The organism is Streptomyces sp. M-16, from assembly GCF_052114405.1.
Taxonomy (GTDB): domain Bacteria; phylum Actinomycetota; class Actinomycetes; order Streptomycetales; family Streptomycetaceae; genus Streptomyces.
Genome location: NZ_JBFRER010000008.1, coordinates 20760 through 38890, shown reverse-complemented (window position 1 = coordinate 38890; position 18131 = coordinate 20760). Strand labels below are relative to the sequence as shown.

General features: G+C 73.3%; 19 protein-coding genes. 8 read left to right on the top strand and 11 right to left on the bottom strand.

Annotated elements, in window-relative coordinates; translation table 11 throughout:
* Positions 1-23 precede the first annotated feature (23 nt).
* Together AB4039_RS06355 and pdxR are read right to left on the bottom strand one after the other, a co-directional pair.
* Entirely contained in the window at positions 24-953 is a 930-nt protein-coding gene (locus AB4039_RS06355; RefSeq protein ID WP_442270218.1) for a nitroreductase/quinone reductase family protein, read from the bottom strand.
* Positions 954-1267: 314 nt separating this feature from the next.
* Positions 1268-2755, bottom strand: coding sequence for a MocR-like pyridoxine biosynthesis transcription factor PdxR (pdxR, locus tag AB4039_RS06350; protein ID WP_266846690.1), 1488 nt, complete (start codon positions 2753-2755; stop codon positions 1268-1270).
* Between the two features lie 29 nt (positions 2756-2784).
* On the opposite strand from pdxR, the gene AB4039_RS06345 reads away from it, so the two are divergent.
* Positions 2785-3738: an EamA family transporter gene (locus AB4039_RS06345; protein ID WP_266846689.1), complete on the top strand. Its 954-nt coding sequence runs from the start codon at positions 2785-2787 to the stop codon at positions 3736-3738.
* Positions 3739-3815: 77 nt separating this feature from the next.
* Here AB4039_RS06345 and AB4039_RS06340 read toward each other — a convergent pair whose 3' ends face one another.
* Positions 3816-4448 carry a class I SAM-dependent methyltransferase gene (locus AB4039_RS06340; protein WP_442270217.1) on the bottom strand — a complete coding sequence of 211 codons (633 nt, stop codon included), beginning with the start codon at positions 4446-4448 and terminating at the stop codon, positions 3816-3818.
* Between the two features lie 82 nt (positions 4449-4530).
* A complete protein-coding gene (locus AB4039_RS06335) occupies positions 4531-4905 on the bottom strand; it encodes a YbjQ family protein (RefSeq protein ID WP_266846685.1) in 375 nt (124 codons plus the stop codon).
* A gap of 826 nt (positions 4906-5731) precedes the next feature.
* Between AB4039_RS06335 and AB4039_RS06330 the strand changes: the two genes are divergently transcribed.
* From AB4039_RS06330 to AB4039_RS06310, 5 genes are all read left to right on the top strand, one after another.
* A complete protein-coding gene (locus AB4039_RS06330; protein ID WP_442270216.1) occupies positions 5732-6082 on the top strand; it encodes a hypothetical protein in 351 nt (116 codons plus the stop codon).
* Positions 6075-7001, top strand: coding sequence for a DUF2637 domain-containing protein (locus AB4039_RS06325; protein WP_266846681.1), 927 nt, complete (start codon positions 6075-6077; stop codon positions 6999-7001). The genes AB4039_RS06330 and AB4039_RS06325 overlap by 8 nt, the downstream gene beginning before the upstream one ends.
* A 380-nt stretch (positions 7002-7381) precedes the next feature.
* Positions 7382-7642, top strand: a complete 261-nt coding sequence (locus tag AB4039_RS06320; RefSeq protein ID WP_266846680.1) for a hypothetical protein — start codon at positions 7382-7384, stop codon at positions 7640-7642.
* A 669-nt stretch (positions 7643-8311) separates the two neighbouring features.
* Positions 8312-9271: a helix-turn-helix domain-containing protein gene (locus AB4039_RS06315; protein WP_266846678.1), complete on the top strand. Its 960-nt coding sequence runs from the start codon at positions 8312-8314 to the stop codon at positions 9269-9271.
* Positions 9272-9366: 95 nt separating this feature from the next.
* Positions 9367-9903: a hypothetical protein gene (locus tag AB4039_RS06310; RefSeq protein ID WP_442270215.1), complete on the top strand. Its 537-nt coding sequence runs from the start codon at positions 9367-9369 to the stop codon at positions 9901-9903.
* Positions 9904-9912: 9 nt separating this feature from the next.
* On the opposite strand, the gene AB4039_RS06305 is transcribed toward AB4039_RS06310, so the two are convergent.
* From AB4039_RS06305 to AB4039_RS06275, 7 genes are all read right to left on the bottom strand, one after another.
* Positions 9913-10263: an NTP pyrophosphohydrolase gene (locus AB4039_RS06305; RefSeq protein WP_442270214.1), complete on the bottom strand. Its 351-nt coding sequence runs from the start codon at positions 10261-10263 to the stop codon at positions 9913-9915.
* A 5-nt stretch (positions 10264-10268) separates the two neighbouring features.
* Positions 10269-11204 (bottom strand): phosphatase domain-containing protein, encoded by a 936-nt coding sequence (locus AB4039_RS06300; protein WP_442270213.1) that lies wholly within the window; start codon positions 11202-11204, stop codon positions 10269-10271.
* 3 nt (positions 11205-11207) lie between these two features.
* On the bottom strand, positions 11208-12416 hold the full coding sequence (locus AB4039_RS06295) for an RNA ligase (protein WP_266846673.1): 1209 nt from the start codon (positions 12414-12416) through the stop codon (positions 11208-11210).
* A gap of 72 nt (positions 12417-12488) precedes the next feature.
* On the bottom strand, positions 12489-13166 hold the full coding sequence (locus tag AB4039_RS06290; RefSeq protein WP_266846671.1) for an epimerase: 678 nt from the start codon (positions 13164-13166) through the stop codon (positions 12489-12491).
* Positions 13167-13285: 119 nt separating this feature from the next.
* Positions 13286-13720 carry a VOC family protein gene (locus AB4039_RS06285; RefSeq protein ID WP_266846669.1) on the bottom strand — a complete coding sequence of 145 codons (435 nt, stop codon included), beginning with the start codon at positions 13718-13720 and terminating at the stop codon, positions 13286-13288.
* Positions 13699-14682: a tellurite resistance/C4-dicarboxylate transporter family protein gene (locus AB4039_RS06280; protein WP_442270212.1), complete on the bottom strand. Its 984-nt coding sequence runs from the start codon at positions 14680-14682 to the stop codon at positions 13699-13701. Before AB4039_RS06280 ends, AB4039_RS06285 begins: the two co-directional genes overlap by 22 nt.
* A gap of 6 nt (positions 14683-14688) precedes the next feature.
* A complete protein-coding gene (locus tag AB4039_RS06275) occupies positions 14689-15315 on the bottom strand; it encodes an alpha-ketoglutarate-dependent dioxygenase AlkB (protein WP_442270211.1) in 627 nt (208 codons plus the stop codon).
* 105 nt (positions 15316-15420) lie between these two features.
* On the opposite strand from AB4039_RS06275, the gene AB4039_RS06270 reads away from it, so the two are divergent.
* The gene (locus tag AB4039_RS06270; RefSeq protein ID WP_442270210.1) at positions 15421-17118 is read left to right on the top strand and encodes an AMP-binding protein; all 1698 of its coding nucleotides are present in this window, start codon (positions 15421-15423) and stop codon (positions 17116-17118) included.
* Positions 17119-17407: 289 nt separating this feature from the next.
* Positions 17408-18130: a scabin-related ADP-ribosyltransferase gene (locus AB4039_RS06265; protein ID WP_442270209.1), complete on the top strand. Its 723-nt coding sequence runs from the start codon at positions 17408-17410 to the stop codon at positions 18128-18130.
* Position 18131: the final 1 nt, after the last annotated feature.

Genomic DNA, 18131 nt, shown 5'->3' with positions numbered 1-18131 from the left:
TTTCCCCGGTCCTGCGCCCCCGCTCAGCGCTGGTCCGAAGGGGGGCCCGCGGGGCCCGCGGGCGGCCAGGGGACCTCCTCCAGCAGCGGCAGGAGCGTCTCCTCCTCGTGGTCGAGGTGGGCCGTCAGCTCCGCGGTCATCCGGCGCAGCCCGGACCGCAGCCGCTCCGGCCCGTCGATCGCCACCCGGCCCAGCAGGTCGACCAGTTCGCCCTGGATCCGTGCCACCGTGCGGTGTTCCTCCCGCAGCCGCTCGAACGTGTCCGCCAGGTGGGGGTGGTGGGCGGCGATCCCCGGGAAGAGGTGCGCGTCCTCACTGGTGTGGTGGAACTGCAGGCTCTGGCAGAAGGCCAGACAGCGCTGGCGGATCTGGAGTCCGAGCCCGGGCGCGGGCGGTTCGCCGGGCCCGGTGTGCGCGGCGCGGGCCGCGAGGTGGGCTTCGGTCTCGGCGCTGACGTGGCGCAGCTGGGCCCGGAGCCAGGGGTGCACCTCCAGGAGTTTCCCGGCGAGGGTGCGGACCTCGCCGGGTGTGCGCCATCCGTCGGGTTCGGCCGGTTCGAGGACGACGACGGGCAGGGTGCGGTCGGTGCCGGCCTGGTAGTCCCCGTAGCCCGGCGCGGCCGCCAGCACGTGCGCGAAGAGGGCCTCGCGGCGGGCCCCTTCGGCGGGTACGGCCAGCGCCTCGAAGGTGTCGGTGCCCAGTTCCACGCGGACCTGGGGGTGGGCGAGCAGGTTGTGGTACCAGTCCGGGTGGTGCGGGGAGCCGAGGTTGGAGGCGACGACGACCGGCGCCCCGTCGTGGCGGACGTAGCCGAGCGGTGTCGTGTGCGGCGCGCCCGAGCGGGCGCCGGTGGTGGTCAGCAGGAGCAGGTCGGCGCCTTCGAAGGGGCCGCCCACGCGGCCGCCGTTGGCACGGAACTCCTCGATGACGGACTGGTTGAAGGGTGTGGGCACGGGGGTGTCCCTCCGGTGCGTGTGGCGGGGCACACCGCCGTCCGGCGTCCTACGGGCCTTCGGGGCGCGGGAGTTGCCGGTTCGGGGTGTGCGGAGGATGGCGTACGGACGTCCGTACGGGGGATGCTGCGGCGGAGCTGACGGGCGAGCCGGTACGCGGCTGCCGCTCTACGTCAACTGCGGGGCGCGGAGTGTGCACTCATGGCGGGTCCCGTGGGTGAGGGGTGTTCCGCCCGACCGCCGGCCGGCCCACTGCTCTTTGGCCGGCGTCACGCGACACCGCTGCCCATTACACGCACCGGGTGCGCGTGGTGTCAACCCGTTCGATCTTGGCGGCCGGCGTCCGTCAGTCCGCGCAGGGCCCGGCCCAGCAGGGCCACGCCCTCCTCGATCTCGCCCACCGGTCCGGCCGCGTAGCCCAGGACCAGGCCGGGCGGGCCCGGGCGCAGCCGGTGCCAGGACAGCGGGTGGCTCTTGACGCCGAGGGCGAGGGCGGCCGAGGCGAGGGCGGTGTCGTCGAAGGAGGCGCCGTCGAAGGTGACCATCAGGTGCAGGCCGGCGGCCGCCCCGTGGACGCGGGCGCCGGGCAGCAGGCCGGCGACGGCGCGCAGCATCGCGTCCCGGCGGCCGCGGTGACGGCGGCGCAGGTGGCGCAGGTGGCGTTCGAGTTCGCCGGAGTCCATCAGGCGGGCGAGGACGAGCTGGGCGAGGACGGGGTTGCCGAGGTCGGCGTGGCGTTTGGCGGCGACGACCTCCTCCCGCAGGCCCGGCGGGACGAGCAGCCAGCCCAGCCGAAGGGCGGGGGCGAGCAGTTTGGACACGCTTCCGGCGTAGCAGACGGCCTCGGGGAGCAGGGCCCGCAGGGCGGGTACGGGGGCGCGGTCGTAGCGGTGTTCGGCGTCGTAGTCGTCCTCGATGACCACTCCCCCGGCGGCGGCCCAGTCCAGCAGCTCTCGGCGGCGCTCGCCGTCGAGGACGACGCCGGTCGGGAACTGGTGCGCCGGGGTCAGCAGCACGGCCCGCGCCCCGGCGGCCCGGAGTGCGGCCACGTCGAGCCCGCCCTCGTCCACGGGTACGCCTACGGTGTCCAGCCCGGCGAACTCCAGCTGCCGGCGCGCTCCGAGCGAGCCGGGGTCCTCCACCGCGACCCGGCGCACGCCGCGCGCGGGCAGTACCTGTGCGAGCAGCCAGAGGGCCTGGGCGACCCCCGCGACCACGACGACCTCGGCGGGGTCCGCGCGGATCCCCCGGTTGCGGGCGAGCCAGCCGGCGACGGCCGCGCGCAGGGCGGGGGCGCCCTGGGGGTCGCCGTAGCCGAAGTCGGCGGGGGTGAGGGCGGCGAGGACCCGGCGCTCGGCCTGGAGCCATGCGGTGCGCGGGAAGGAGGCCAGGTCGGGCACGCCGGGCGAGAGGTCGATCCGGCAGGGCACGGCGCGCAGCGCGTCCACGAGCCCGCCGCGGGAGACGGCGGCCGGGGGCACGGGGGGTGGGGCTGCGGCCTCCGGGGGCGGGGCGGCGACGACCACGGTGCCGCCCCGGCCGCGCCCGGCCACCTGGCCGGTCTCGGCGAGGCGCTGGTAGGCCTCGGTCACCAGGCCCCGGGAGACCCGGAGTTCGGCGGCGAGGACCCGGCCGGCGGGCAGCCGGCTGCCGACGGGCAGGGTGCCGTCGGCGATGGCGGCGCGCAGGCGGTCGGCGAGCCAGGCGGTGCGACCGCCGGGCGGGGCCTGCCCGATGTCGAGCTGGAGGAAGTCGGAGCCGCTTTTGGACCCCTGATCGGCGCCTTCTTTGGACCTGCTCACCGGACCATTGTGCCCTCAGGCTGGACGGCATGAGCACCTCCGCGACATCCGCCTCACCGTCCGTGGCGCCGACGCCCTCCGTCTCCCCGCGCGACCTGGTTCCCGGCGTGATCGGCATGGCCCTGGTCGGCAGCAGCGTCACCGTCTCCCGGTCCCTGGTCGGGGCCCCCCTGTTCGCCTCGCAGGCGGTCCGGTACGCGGCCGCCGCCCTGATCCTGGTGGCCCTCGCGCGGGTCGCGCGGGTGCCGCTGGTGCGGCCCCGGGGACGGGAGTGGCTGTGGCTGGCCGGGATCGCGGCGACGGGCCTGGTGCTGTTCAACGTCGCCGTCGTACGGGGTGTCGCGCACGCCGAGCCCGCCGTGATCGCCGTGGCCGTGGCCTCCGTACCGATCCTGCTCGGGCTCGTCGGACCGCTGCTGGAGGGACGCCGGCCCAGCCGCCGGGTGCTGCTGGCGGCGCCGGTCGTGGTGGCGGGGGCGGTACTGGTCGAGGGGACCGGGCGCACCGACGCCGCCGGGGTGGGGTGGGCCGCGCTGGCACTGGCCTGCGAGGCGGGGTTCACCCTGCTCGCGGTGCCGGTGCTGGGGCGTCACGGCGCGTGGGGGGTGTCCGTGCACGCGGTGTGGCTGGGAGCGGTGATGCTGGCGGGACTCACGGTGTTCGCGGGTGGGCCCTCCTCCGGGCCGGCGTCCGGGCCGGCGGCGTTCACGGCCGGGCTCGGGTCGCTCACGGCCGGGCAGTGGGCGGCGGTCGGGTACCTGGCGGTGCTGGTGACCGCGGTGGCCTTCCTGCTCTGGTACCGGACGGTGGCGGCCGTGGGCTCCGGCCGGGCCGGACTGCTGACGGGGATCGCACCGCTCGCGGCGGCGGGCGCGGGGATGCTCGGCGGCGGCGGGACACCGGGACCGGTGGTGTGGCTGGGCCTGGTGGTGGTGATCGCCGGGCTGGCGCTCGGGCTGCGCGGCGGGGACGCCCGGGGCTGATCCGCCGCCCGCCCCTCACGGGCCCGCCGGGACGGCTTCCCCCTCCCGTCGGGCCCGCCGGGTCGCCGATCAGGAGCTCAGGCGGGCCGGTGGGCGTAGCAGAAGAGGTGTTCCTCGGGGCCGGCGAGGGGATCGGCGGGCCGGAAGGACGCGGTGTGGTGGCGCAGCACCTCCAGGCCCGCCCCGGCGAGCCGGTCCAGGTGCTGTTGCGTGGAGAGACTGCTGACGGTGACCCGGTGGCCCATCCACTCGATGTCGAGGCCGCGGATGTCGCCGGGCACCGTGGCCATCACGAAGTAGCCGCCGGGGGCGACCCAGGACGCCATCCGCTCCAGGGCCGCGGCCACCTCCGGCTGGTCCATGACCAGCAGCGGGAAGAAGGAGCACACGGCGTCGTACCCGTGCGGGCCGGGCGGGGCGTACGTCCGCACGTCGGCCTGCTCGAAACGGGCTCCGGGGACCCGGGCGCGGGCAGCCTCGACCATGGCCGCCGAGACGTCGATCCCGGTGACCTCGCAGCCGGCCCGGACGAGCCGGTCGGCGGTGGGCCGGCCGGTGCCGCTGCCCACGTCCAGCACCCGTGCCCCGCGGGGCAGGCGGGCCGCCAGCCAGTCGAGGGCCTCGATCTGTCCCGGCACCGCGCCGAACAGTTCCTCGTAGCGCTCCCCCAGCGCGTCGAACACCTCTGCCGCTGACTCGCGTCGGTCCATGACCCCTCCTCGTCCGTTCCTCGGCCCGGGGTGCCACCGTACCCAGGGGGCCCGGTGGCCGCAGGCGGCTTCGGCGAGCGGATCAGGACGAGGCGGGCACCAGGACCACGGCCGTGCCGTAGGCGCACACCTCGGTCCCGACGTCGGCGGCGTCCGTCACGTCGAAGCGCATCATCAGCACCGCGTTCGCGCCGCGCGCCTTGGCCTGCTCGATGAGCCGTTCCATGGCCTGGTTGCGGGTCTGCACGAGGGTCTTGGTGAGGCCCTTCAGCTCGCCGCCGATCATGGACTTCAGGCCGGCGCCGATCTGGCTGCCGAGGTGCCGGGAGCGGACGGTCAGCCCGAACACCTCCCCGATGACCTGCTCCACCCGGTAGCCGGGAACGTCGTTGGTGGTCACGACCAGTACACCGGTCTGCTGGGCGCCGGGCCCGCCGCCGTAGTCTTCGATACCCATGCGCCCCACTCTGGCCCCGGCCCCGGCCACCCGCATCCGGGACGCGCCGGGGGGCGCTGCGTCGACGCGTTCGACGCAGCCCGTGCCGTCGGCCGGATCACAACGAACCCGCGACGTCCCGTCCCTGCGGCTGCTGCGGAACCGAAGGAGGTCCGCACGGGCCGCTCCCCGGCCGTGTCACATCGCAAGGTCCCCGGCAGATCCCGTATGTGAACGCCGGTGGGGCTTCCGCCACGCTGCCGTGCCGGGGGTGCATCTCGTCCACGTGCCGGGACAGGACGTCCTTGAAGCATTGCGCGCGCCGTAGCTCCCGGCTGTCCGTGTAGTGCATACGGCCCACCCCTGATGACGTCCAAGCGGTGATTGCCGTACCCAGCGCGGCGCAGATCAGCCCGATCCACAGGAGGGCGTCTGTCACAGCTGTTCCTTTCCATGACGGAGTTGGAGGTGCCCGCCACCGGTGGCTCCCGGTGACACCTCGACATAACGCAGCGGCATATGACGAGTTGCGCCCTGTCAGCCGATTGCAGTCATCCGTGGACGAGCCGCGCGACACGCCGGGCAGAATCCGTCCGATGGGGGGCGCGCAGCGGAAATCGAGCGCCGCCGCAGCTGCCGAGTGCGCGTCCTCGGCCGGCCCGGCGACCGTGGGCCGACGGCGGGCCGCACCCCCCGGCCGCACCCGATCGCGCGGGCCCCCTCTGCGGCCGACCGGAAGAACCGCAGCTCGCACGGGGTGCGGGCGGCCGGCCCGATGCGCTCGCCGCATGTGTAGAACCGATAAAGACACCGGTCAATCCGCGCCCGCTCCGCCACCCTCACCTGCTTGGAGCACATCCTCCCCGGCGCCCGGAACGTTGGGTGGACTATGACAAAAGCAAACCACTTGGCAATGTTTCCGCGGGTGCCGGAAGGTGATGGACGCAGTGCTCACGCCGACGGCACGAGGGTGGGGAAATGGACCTACACCGCGGTCTCGGCAGGCTGGGCGATGCACGAGGGCGCGACGTTGCACCACGACGGAAAGGACGTCGACCTCCACTACTCGTCCTCGATCTTCGAGGACTTCCTGGAGGCGATGAGGGCGATCGAGAACGACTTCACCCGACGGTTCCAAGAGGCGACAGTGGTCGAACCGTCCGCCGGCGAGCGCTCCGGGCGGAACTCCCTTGTATGAGTACGGCCATCACGACGGCAGCGGATTCCACGGCCTGCCGGAAGTCCCCCTGTTCCTCCCCGGCCCGGACACCGAACAGCAGGCGGCTCTCCGGCAACCGCTCAACGGGCTGGACGAAGTGAACTACACGTGGGACCCGGCGGAGGAGCTGGCCTACCTCCTGCAGGAGGCCAGGGGAACGAGGCAGGCGGAGCCGCTCGGCCCGATCGGACTCGACGAAACCGGTGACGCGGTCGCCGCCGGCCTCGCCACCGGACCGACCCAGGCCCTCTACGTCGGACCGCGCCCGGAGGCCCCCCACGGGCACCGCCGCGTCCCGACGAAGGCACCCAGGGCGCCGAGGGATCCGAGGGCCCCGATGCTGACCCTGTTCCGAACGGGCAGCCTGTTCTCCGCCCTGCTGGTCGCGGTCATCGCCGCCGTGGTGAGCGTCTTCAGCGGCCTGGCCATCTCGGACGCACTGCGTCAGACCGCAGGACCGCGCACCGCGCACGACATCGTCATCTGGTGGCCCCTGCTCATCTGTGGACCCTGGATGGTCGCCTCGCTGTCCATCCTCCGGGCCGCCCTACACCAGCGCCGCGCCATCCACTCATGGGCCATCGTCCTCTTGTTCTCCACCCTCGCCACCCTGCTGTGCGTGGCCCAGGCTCCCCGGACGTTCGCCGCGCAGGCGGCGGCCACCCTTCCCCCCATCGCAGCACTGGCCTGCTTCCAGCAACTCGTCCGCCAGATCACCCTCACCCGACCGCCCCGCCACCCCGCCGCGCGCCACCGCCAGCGCCCCCGGACGCCCGCCCCGCTCCGGCCCCCGGCCACGCCGGGCAGCCCGGTTGCGCCCCTTCCCGACTACCCGGTCGCGGATCACAAGGCCACCGGCCGTTCCGCCCCCGACTACCGGTTCCGCTACGAATCGTGACGCGGTCCGCCGCGGGGCTCCGCGGAGCGCGGCGCCGCTGAACCGCCGCGCACGGCAGCCGGGTATCGCCAACCTCTCGGACATCGGTCCTTTCCGGATCCCCACGAGCATGATCACTGCCATCTCAGGAACGAAGACCGAATCCGATAGGTCACGGGCTGCGCACGCTCTCAGCCCAACGGGTCTGCCGCACGGAACGGCCACGTCTCCGGGGGCGGACCCGGGCCCGGCCGACCGCGGCCCGGAGGACGACCGCCCGCAGCTCCCGAACCGTCCGAACCTCCCCGCCCTCTCCCGAAGCACCCGAAGCACCCGAAGCACCCGAACCGGCAACGCGCTTCAGCGTCCCGTTCCCCCGTCCATCACGAAAGGACAGCATCGTGGTCCACGATCTCACCCGCGCCGAACGCATCCGGTACCAGCGCAAGCAGGACGCCGCGTACCAGGCCGGTGAGGCAGCAGTCACCCACCTCAAGGCCGCACTGGCCCTCGCCGGCCTGGTCCTTCCCTCGCTCAGCAACGACGGACCGGTGGGCTGCCGCGGCCTCGTCCGGCTCGGAGGGTGCAGCACGGACCTGGCCAACCGGCTCGCCGAGGTCATCGCAGCCGGGGCCCGCGCCCTGCAGGACCAGCAACGGTGAACCCCCGCCGATCCGCGGACACCCGGCCGGCCGCCGGAGCCGTGCCGCACGGGCACGCCGCCGCTCCAGCGCCACAAGTGACACACTCACGGAGGTTCTCGCATGAATGCGTGGCAGCGTGGATCCCACATCCCGTGGATGCCCCGAAGGAAACTGGACCCCTATCGGTTCCCGGGCATGTGGGGCTTATCGGACTCCGGGGAAACGAGTGCCGGTGAACCGTTACCCGGCTCCGGGCCCCCTCCGCGCCGCCCGGGTCCCGAAGAACGCCGGCGCCTCGACCTGTACGCCTGCCTGACCACAGCGGGCATCCGGCCGCTCGCCGCCGATCTCCGTGCCATCGAAGTGCTCTGCGCACTCGACGACGTCACCCACGCGGCCGTCCGACGGTGGATCTCCGGCACCTCCTGACCCCCGCCCCGGCACGTGCCCCGCAGCACCGCTGCGGGGCGGACGCCACGGCGGCCCCGGGTTCGCGCCACCCCCCGCCACCCCCCGCCACCTCATTACCGGAAAAGAGACGCGCGCACCTCCTGCTGTAGTCCGAACAGGTGGTGTCGTCGTCCTGATGCGCTGTGGGTCGGGCCGGTTATGCAGAATTCGTTTGCCGATGTCGGCCGTGGGGCGACGGGGCCCGCGTGGAGGTCCTTGAGCTGGAGGTGCCCGCCGGTGACGGCGAACGGAAGTCCCACGGTCAGAAGGCGCCGCCTCGGCGCCGAGCTCCGCCAGCTCCGCCGGGCAGCGGGAATGACGTCCGTGCAGGTGGCGAAGCATCTGCTCGTGTCCCAGCCCAAGATCAGCCTCATCGAGACCGGCCGCCGCCCCATCAATCCGCGTGACGTGCGCGATCTGTGCCGACTCTACGGAGTCGCCGACCTCGGGGTCATCGACTCGCTCATGCGCATGGCGAGCGAATCGGCCCGGCAGGGCTGGTGGGTCGCCTGCGGGGAAGTCCCCTACGGCGTGTACATCGGCCTGGAGACGGAGGCCTCCGCCATCCACTCCTACGAGCCGCTGGTCATCCCCGGGCTGCTCCAGACCCGCGCCTACGCGGCCGCGATCATCGCGGCGACCATCCCCCGCCCTCCGACCGAGCAGGCCGCGGTCCGTCTGGACGTGCGGCTGCGGCGCCAGCACCGCGCCCATCACCCCGCCCGGCCGCTCCGCTTATGGACCGTCCTGGACGAATCCGTGCTGCACCGCACCGTCGGCGACCGCGACGTCATGCGCGAGCAACTGGAGCACCTGAACGCTCTCGGCGCACAGCCGCACATCACCGTGCAGGTCCTCCCGCACAGCGCCGGAGCCCACCCGGGGGTCACGGGACAGTTCTCCACCCTCACGTTCCCCGACACCGACGCGGGGGTCGTCTACCTGGAGCGCTTCACCGGCGACCTCTACCTGGAGAAACACTCCGACCAGCGCATGTACCACATCATGTACGACCACCTTCAGGCACAGGCGCTCAGCCCGTCCGAGACACGGCACTTCATCAACGACGTGATCAAGATGTACGGAGACGCGCCGGGCACCGGGGAGCACCGTGCATATGAGGACCGGGGACGAGAGGGTCGCGCCGGGCATTGGGCGAATCGGGCTATCGAGCGGTGCGTCGCGGGAACCCCGTGACGCACCGCCGCCATAGTCGTCCCTGGCAGCCGCCAGGTTGCCGCCCCGGCCGCGTTGCGCGGGCCGGGCGGAAGTCTTCGTAGAGGAGTCGGCTCATGCTGAAGCCCACCAGGATCGTCCTCGCCCTCTCCGCCGGAAGCCTGGTGCTCGGCCTGGCAGGTGCGGGTGCGGCCGTCGCGGACCAGGGTCCGATGGACGACGGCCCGGCCCGGATGCACGCGGCCGACGACGACCCCCAGTACGACGAGCCCGGTGTCTACCCCAAGCCCAGGCACGCCCTGGGCAAGGTCATCTCGCGCGGACCGCTCAAGGTCCGCAGCCACCCGAGCACGCACGCGAAGGTCGTGGGCAAGGTGCACCCGCACGAGAAGCTCGCCATCGAGTGCAAGAAGCGCGGCGAGCGGGTCGACGGCAACAACATCTGGTACCTGCTGGACCAGCGCAAGGACGAGCGTGAGCCCGCCGACGGCAGCGACGGCGCCGACGGTGTCGACGGCAGGGACGAGGACATGCAGGACGGAACCGAGGGCAGCGGCGACGACCACGTCCGCATGGACCGCGCGAAGTACGGGCAGGCCTGGGTCTCGGCCCGTTACGTCAAGGACATCACCCCCGTGAAGTGGTGCCGCTGACCTTCCGGGTCACTGCGCCGGGCGTACGGTACGGGGCCCCGAGCACTCGGCGCCGTACGCCCGCACCCGCTCCCGCAGTTCCCGGTCCGYCGTGACCACCACGCAGGGCCGCCCGGCGGCGGCCGCGACCAGCTCCACGATCCGGTCGTCTCCGCTGCCGGGCGCCGCGTCGACCCGTACGCCGGGCACGGACGCGACGCCGCGGGCGGCTCCCTCGACCACCAGGACGATCTCCTCCCCCGCCCCGCGCAGCGCCAGCCGGTCGCGCAGCCGCTCCGCGGCCCCGCGCCGGTCCCGCCACCAGCCGTCGGGCACGGACCCCACGACGTTGGCGGCGTCCACGATCAGCAGGGTCTCCACCGCGCTCAGAAGTCCCCGTAGTTGACCTGCCAGGTGGGCAGGCCCATCCGGCGCCAGACGGCGACCACCCGGTCGCGGTCGTCGAGGGAGACGCGGACGGCGTAGCGGTGGCGGACGTGCGCGTCGAAGAGTTCGGCCTTCACCACGTCGTCGCGGCGCTGGTCCCCGGACGCGCGCATCCACAGCTCGTCGTACGGCACCTCGTGCCGTGCCAGCCACTCCTCCGTCTCCGCGCGGTGGTCCTCGCTGCGCCCGGAGAGCAGTACGACGGTGTCCTGCCCGGCCCGCTTGAAGGCGTCCAGCGCGTACCGCACCGGCTCGTTGAGCAGGTCGAGGCCGCAGCGCGTGAAGTCGTAGACGTGACGGTCGCCGGTCAGCGCGAGCGTTCCGTCGATGTCGCACATCACGGCGGCGGGCAGCGCCGGGTCGGCCACGTACGGTGCGACCGGCGGCTGGTCGTTGAGCCACTCGGCGGTGAGCCGCCAGCCGCCCTTGCGGGACCGCTGGTGCTTGTCCGCGAGGATGCGGATGATCTCCCCGCCGACCTGCCGCTCCCGCGCTGCGTCCCTGGCCACGCACTCCTCGACCGACACGTCGGTGAAGTCGTGCACGACGAAGATCGCGCGCCCCGCGACCGCGGCCTTGAGGCGCTTGGGGATGTGGGGCGTCAGATGCGTGTTGTCGACGACCACGTCGAAACCGTCCTCGACGGCCGCGATCACCGCGGCGTCCTGGACGGCCAGGACGGTCTGCTCGTGCTTGTACGAGCGGCCGCGCTCGGGATCGGGGAGGTCGAGCATGGCGCGCAGGTCGTCGAGGTTGACCCGGCGCATGCGCCCGCCGGCCTCAGCCTGGAGGGCGCGCGCGGCGGTCGTCTTGCCCGAGGCCGGCAATCCCGTCATGACGTGGACCACGGGGAGTGCGGGCTGTTCTTCGGACACCGGTCAGTTCTCCTCGTCGGTGGTGTAGGGGTCGGATGTCTCGGGCCGGACGGCCCGCCAGGAGACCAGTTCCGTGCTGCGGCCGTCGAGCCTCAGGAAGAGGGCGGGGCGCAGCCCGGCGTCGGGGACCTCCCGTACGGCGCGGGCGAAGGCGCCCCGGTCGCCGGCCAGGTGGGCCACGGCGGCGAAGGCCTCGTCGATCTCCCGCTCGCGGCGGACGGCCTCCTCCTCCAGGCGGTCGATCACGGCGCGCACCCAGGCGTCGAACTCGTCCGGGACCTGCTGGAGGAGCTCGTCGAGCGGCTTGCCGCCGCAGGCCTCGATGTCCGCGACGGTGCAGTTGAGGCCCTGGGCGAGCTGCTTGGCGGGCAGTCCTGCGAAGCGCTGCACGCCGTGGCTGCGCCAGATGTCCCGCTCGGTGACGCGGGTGAGCAGCCGGTGGAGGCGTACGTACTCGCCGAGCTTGGCCTTGGCGCGGACGCCGGACGCGAAGCGCAGAACGAAGCCCTCGGCGTCGGTTCCGCTCGCCCGCTCCCCTCCGGGGAGGGCGTTGGCCTCGGTGAGCGCGAGGAGTTCGGCGAGCGGCATGGCGGGCCAGACGGTGACGACCGAGCCGATGTCCCGCCAGTGCGCGGCAACCTCGGCGAGCGGCACCTCGGTGCCGTCCGGGCCGTAGGCCGCGAGCAGGACGAGGTCCCGGCGGTCGCCGTAGTCGACGACGATGCGGTTCTGGGGGTAGAGGATCTCGGCGAGGTAGGTCACGCCGGGCACGAGGGCCGCGGTGTCCCGGGAGTCGAGGCGGCGCTGTCCCCAGGTGGCCTGGGCGCTGATGAAGGAGCCCTTGGAGGCGACCCGCCAGTGGTCCGCGTAGTGGAAGACCACGGCCAGGCTGCCGTCGACCTTGTCGTACACCTCGAACGGCTCGTCGGGCAGGGCGGGCGCGTAGGGCCGGCCCTGCTCGTGCTCGCCGACGTTGAAGAACTTCGGCAGGGGCAGGGCGACGACCGCTCCGGTGGTGTCGTCGGCGACGAGGCCGCGGCAGCGCGTCGTGACCCGGTTCCAGATCTGCTCGTACTGCGCGGTGCGCGTGTACGTGTAGATGGACAGCGGCAGTTCGGGGTGTGGCTTGCGGGTCACGTGCCCGGCGTCGATGGCTGCCGCCAGTTCCTGGGCGGGCAGCAGGTCGTGCAGAGTCAGGCGGTCCTGGCTCATGGGGTTCCTCCCGGTTCGAGATGGTCCATTCTCACGTGCGGGAGGGGTGGGCCGGTAGTCAATTATGACTGGTCACGACGGTTGCGAGCCCATGTGGTTGATGTCGCGGGGGCGCAGGATCCGGTCGCTGGGCGCGGTCGCGGGGGTGGCTACCGCGATCATGGCGCGACCGATGGCCTCGGTGGTGGTGACCAGGTTCGGCGCGAACCTGCGCAGGAGCGGGAACAGCGGTGCGGTGAGCACGTACCCGGCGCGGTACAGCGGGGTCTTGGAGGGCATTGCGCTGACGGGCTGGACCAGGCCGGGGCGGAACATGTAGGCCCGGAAGGGCAGGGCGAGCAGGTCGTTCTCGGTCCGGCCCTTGACCCGGGCCCACATGGAGCGGCCCCGCTCGGTGCTGTCGGTGCCCTCGCCGGAGACGTAGACGAAGGTCAGTCGGGTGTTGGCGGCGGCGAGGGGGCGGGCCACGGCGAGGGTGAGGTCGTAGGTGACGCGGCGGTAGGCCTCCTCCTTCATGCCGACGGAGGAGACGCCCAGGCAGAAGAAGCAGGCGTCGTACTCCGGCAGTTCGGCGGCGAGGCCGGAGAGGTCCGAGGGGTCGCGTACGACGTGTTCGCGGAGTTTGGGGTGGGTGACCCCGAGCGGGGTGCGGCCGATCGCGAGGACCCGGGTGACGGAGTCGTCGCGCAGGCACTCGCGCAGGACTCCGCGCCCGATCATTCCGGTTGCGCCGAGGAGGATGACGTTCACGGACGCAGCCTACGTCGGCCGGTGCCGTGACGGATGTGCTCTTCGGGCCGCGCCGTCGCGGTGGAGTCCGGCCCACCCGGAGCGGGCCCTGATCCGGGCCGGACGCGCGCCGACGGGGCCTAGTGGGAGACGCAGAGTTCGTTGCCCTCCGGGTCGGCGAGGGTGGTCCAGGCGAAGGGGCCCTGTCGGCCCTCGTGGAGGCGGGTGGCGCCCTTGGACAGGAGGCGCTCGACGAGGGCCTCGGGGTCGTCCTCGCCGGTGCGGACGTCGAGGTGGACGCGGTTCTTGACGGTCTTGGGCTCCAGTACGAACTGGAAGAGCACCCGGGGGGCGCGGTCCAGCCCGTCGGGGTGGCGGATGCCGGCGCCGGCCTTCCAGACGAGCGTGCCGCGGTGGGTGGTGGTGTCCTCGTCCGTGGCGTGGCCGGCCTCGATCTGGCCGCGGATGAACTTCTCGTCGCTCGGTTCCACTTCCCAGCCGAGGGCCTCGGCCCACCAGTCGGCGAGCGCGTGCGGTGTGGTGGAGTCGATGGTCACCTGAAACGTGTAGGCCATGCCCGGACCCTACTGAGCGGCCCGGGGCTCCGCCAGCGCGGTTGCGCCGCCCAGGCCGCGAGGGTGAGCAGCCAGGCGGCGACCGCGATCCAGAGCAGCACCTCGCCGAGGGGGTGCAGCCGGGGCACGCCGGTGGGTTCGGCGGCGGAGAGGCAGGCGGTGGCCGTCATGCCGAGCGGGAAGACGGTGGACCAGCGGCGGATGTCGTAGTGCGTACGGGGGCTGCGGACTTCGGCGGCGAGCAGGACGGCGTACCAGCCCAGGGAGATCGCCAGGGCCACGAGGGTGGCGGTGCGCAGCGCCGTGTGCGGGGCGCCGGTCCACAGGGGGGCGGCGGTGAGCTTGGCGCCGGCCAGGGCGGTGATGGACAGGGCGCCGCCCGCCACCCAGTGGTCGCCGGCCCCGCCGAGCACCTCGCGGAAGTCGAAGCGGCGCAGGGCGATCACGTACAGCAGGACGCCGAGGCAGAAGCAGGCCAGGGCGGCCCGGTACAGCCAGTCGAGGCGGTACGCGGCGGCGAGGGCGGCCGACAGGACGGCGAGTCCCTGGGTGGCGACGCAGACGAGGAAGGCGGCCCCGGGCATGCGGTGGTGCCAGTGACGCATGAYGGCACAGAGGAGGCCGGGCCAGATCAGGGCGGCGAGGACGAGCAGGGCGGTGGCCGCGCCCTGGAGTCCGAGCTGGGAGAGGCGGGTGCCGAGCACGGTCGTGGCGGCGACGGCGGTGAGGGCGGCCGGGGTGTCGGCCTGGGCGCGGAAGCGGCCGCGGTCGGCGGCGAGCCGGATGGCGAAGTCGGCGGCGAGCAGGAGCCACAGCCCGCCTGCGATGGCCAGCGCGGCCAGCGAGGCCCCGGTGTGGCCGGTCAGCTGGAGGCCGACGGAGAGGATGCCGGGAGCCATGACCGCGCCGCCCGCGGCGGGCGGGAGTCCCGCCCACCAGCTGCACACCGCCCGGTCGGCCATCGCCGCTCACATCACGCCGCGGGTGCGGAACTGGATGCTGATCCGGGGGCCGACGGCCCGGGCGGACTTGGGGACGGCGTGTTCCATGGTGCGCTGGCAGGAGCCGCCCATCACGACGAGGTCGCCGTGGCCGAGCGGCAGCCGGAGCAGGGTGGGGCCGCCGTCGCGGGGGCGCAGGACCAGGTCGCGGGGGTCTCCGACGGAGAGGATCGCGACCATGGTGTCCTCGGTGGCGGAGCGGCCGGTGCGGTCGCCGTGCCAGGCGACGCTGTCGCGGCCGTCGCGGTAGAGGCAGAGTCCGGCGGTGACGAAGGGTTCGCCGAGTTCGGCCGCGTAGTGGCGGCCGAGGGCCTCGCGGGCCTCGGTGAGCACGGGGTGCGGGAGGGGCTCGCCGGCCCCGTAGGAGGCCAGCAGCCGGGGCACCTCCACCCGGCGGTCGTACATCTGGCGGCGCTCGGCGCGCCAGGGCACGCCTGCGGCGAGCCGTTCGAAGAGGGCGTCGGCGCCCGCGAGCCAGCCGGGGAGCCGGTCGACCCAGGCTCCGGCGCCCAGCCCGGTCCGCCGCACCGGCGAGAGCGGTCCGAGCCGGATCTCGTCGGTCTGGTCGAAGAGGGAGCCCTGGAGTGCGTGCATGGTTCCAGCCTACCCCCGTACCCGAACACCTGCTCGATTACAGGTCCACGCCGTACCCCCGGCTCACCCCGCACCCCTGGTGCTGCGGCCCGCCGGGAGGGGATCATGGGCGGCGCGCGTTGGCCGTCATCGCCGCAGCGAGTGCAGGAGGTACGTGTGTCCGTAGCGTCGAGTCGTGCGTCCGGGAGTTCCGGGGTCCCGCTCCTCCGCGAGACGATCGGGGACAACCTCGACCGGACTGTGCGGCGCTTCCCCGGCCGGGACGCCCTCGTGGACGTGGCCGCCGGCCGCCGGTGGACGTACGCGGAGCTGGCCGCCGAGGTGGACGTGCTCGCCCTCGGGCTGCTGGACCTCGGGATCGTCCGGGGCGACCGGGTCGGCATCTGGGCGCCCAACCGCGCCGAGTGGACGCTGGTGCAGTACGCCACCGCGAAGATCGGGGCGATCCTGGTCACCGTCAACCCGGCGTACCGCTCCCACGAGCTGGAGTACGTACTCGGCCAGTCCGGCATCCGGCTGCTGGTCGCGGCGGAGCGCTTCAAGACCTCCGACTACGCGGCGATCATCGAGGAGGTCCGGCCGCGCTGCCCGGGGCTGGAGTTCACCGTCCTGTTCGACGGGCCCGAGTGGGAGGCGCTGCTGGAACGGGGGCGCGGGGCCGATCCGGACGCGCTGGCGCGGGCGCGGGCCGCGCTGGCCCCGGAAGACCCGATCAACATCCAGTACACCTCGGGCACCACGGGCTTCCCCAAGGGCGCCACCCTCTCGCACCACAACATCCTCAACAACGGCTTCTTCGTCGGCGAGCTGTGCGGGTACGACGAGCGGGACCGGGTGTGCATCCCGGTGCCCTTCTACCACTGTTTCGGGATGGTGATGGGGAACCTCGCCTGCACCAGCCACGGCGCGGCGATGGTGATCCCCGCACCCGCCTTCGACCCGTCGGCGACCCTGGCCGCGGTGGAGGCGGAGGCCTGCACCTCGCTGTACGGCGTCCCCACCATGTTCATCTCCGAGCTGGCCGCCCCCGGCTTCGACGGGTACGACCTGTCGAGCCTGCGCACCGGGATCATGGCGGGTTCACCCTGCCCGGTGGAGGTCATGAACGAGGTCATCGAGCGGATGGGGATGACCGAGGTCTCCATCTGTTACGGCATGACGGAGACCTCTCCCGTGTCCACGCAGACCCGGGTGGACGACTCGGTCGAGCGCCGGGTGTCCACCGTGGGCCGGGTCGGCCCGCACCTGGAGGTCAAGGTGGTCGATCCGCAGTCGGGCCGGACCGTCCCCCGCGGTACCCCGGGCGAACTGTGCACCCGTGGCTACTCGGTCATGCTCGGCTACTGGGGCGAGCCGGAGAAGACCGCCGAGGCCGTCGACCCGGAGGGCTGGATGCACACCGGCGACCTGGCGGTCATGGACGGGGACGGCTACCTGAGCATCACCGGCCGGATCAAGGACATGGTGATCCGGGGCGGCGAGAACCTCTACCCGCGCGAGATCGAGGAGTTCCTCCACGCCCACCCCGACGTCCTGGACGTCCAGGTCATCGGCGTGCCCGACCCGAAGTACGGGGAGGAGCTGATGGCGTGGGTGCGGATGCGCGAGGGGGCCGAGCCGCTGACCGCGCAGGCCGTGCGCGCGTACTGCGCGGGGCGGCTCGCCCACTTCAAGATCCCCCGCTACGTCCACGTCGCGGAGGAGTTCCCGATGACCGTCACCGGGAAGATCCGCAAGATCGAGATGCGCGCGATGGCGGCCCGCCTGCTGGAGGCGGAGGCCGCGGGGGCCGGCGGCGCCTGACCCGCTCCGGCGCCGGTGGGCCGGGGAGCCGCGGCCGGGGGCGGCGGGCCGGGGACAGGGCCGGGCAGGGCAGGCGCAGGCCAGGGGCAGGGGCAGGGGCAGGGGCGGGGGCAGGGGGCAGGGGCAGGGGGCAGGGGCAGGGGGCAGGGGCAGGGGCAGGGCGGCGGATCCTTTCCCCAGTACGACTGATCCGCCCATGTGGGTGGACCCGCCACACCGCCCCCGGCCCGGCCCGGCACCCGCGCCTATAAAGGGGCCCGTCACATTGATCGACTGATGGGTCCTCACCATGCTGCAGGCCGCTCTGCGGGTGCTCGCCGCCGTCTCCCTCGCTTCCCTCGCCTCCACCGCCGCCGTCTCCCCGGCCACCGCCGCCGTCTCCCCCGCCACCGCGGCGGCCGTCTACGACGACCCGCTCACCGCGCCCTGCGGGCCGACGGTCGAGTACCGCGCCTGGGACTGGTGGCGCACGACGACCAACCCCTCCCTGGCCCGCCCCGTCGCCGCCGCCGCGGCGGACGAGCGGTGGCAGTGGCGCTCGGACGTCAACACCCTGTGGCGCGGCGACACCCGGGAGACCGTGGACGAGATCTTCGAGACCGGATTCACGCCCCGGGGCGAGCAGGTGACCCCGCTCGCCGAGTACATCGTCAAGGGCGGTGGCCAGAACAGCGCGCACCTCAGCACCAGTTGTGAGAAGTGGGTGGCCCAGAAGTTCGCCACCTACGGCAGCGGGAAGACCGGCTGGGTCTACGAGATCTACGCGCCCGGCGGCATCGACGTGAACGCCACCGCCCGCCTCAACAACTACAACTCGCCCTACCTCTGGAACAAGGAGGTGGACTTCCCCGGCGGGGTCAAGGGCCGCTACATCAAGGGGGCCTGCAAGTTCCGGCTGACTCACACCGACCCGCAGACCAAGGTCAGCACCTTCGAGGAACTCGGCTGCAAGAACAACTCCGGCTTCGCCCCCTACGCCGTGGACGGGGCCGCGCTCACCGCGGCCCGCTGAG

Excerpts from the sequence above, each read along its gene's own strand:
- AB4039_RS06345 (WP_266846689.1), top strand. The coding sequence starts at position 2,785 with ATGAGCACCTCCGCGACATCCGCCTCACCGTCCGTGGCGCCGACGCCC.
- AB4039_RS06340 (WP_442270217.1), bottom strand. The coding sequence starts at position 4,448 with ATGGACCGACGCGAGTCAGCGGCAGAGGTGTTCGACGCGCTGGGGGAG.
- AB4039_RS06335 (WP_266846685.1), bottom strand. The coding sequence starts at position 4,905 with ATGGGTATCGAAGACTACGGCGGCGGGCCCGGCGCCCAGCAGACCGGT.
- AB4039_RS06310 (WP_442270215.1), top strand. The coding sequence starts at position 9,367 with ATGCTGAAGCCCACCAGGATCGTCCTCGCCCTCTCCGCCGGAAGCCTG.
- AB4039_RS06295 (WP_266846673.1), bottom strand. The coding sequence starts at position 12,416 with ATGAGCCAGGACCGCCTGACTCTGCACGACCTGCTGCCCGCCCAGGAA.
- AB4039_RS06285 (WP_266846669.1), bottom strand. The coding sequence starts at position 13,720 with ATGGCCTACACGTTTCAGGTGACCATCGACTCCACCACACCGCACGCG.
- AB4039_RS06275 (WP_442270211.1), bottom strand. The coding sequence starts at position 15,315 with ATGCACGCACTCCAGGGCTCCCTCTTCGACCAGACCGACGAGATCCGG.
- AB4039_RS06270 (WP_442270210.1), top strand. The coding sequence starts at position 15,421 with ATGGGCGGCGCGCGTTGGCCGTCATCGCCGCAGCGAGTGCAGGAGGTA.
- AB4039_RS06265 (WP_442270209.1), top strand. The coding sequence starts at position 17,408 with ATGCTGCAGGCCGCTCTGCGGGTGCTCGCCGCCGTCTCCCTCGCTTCC.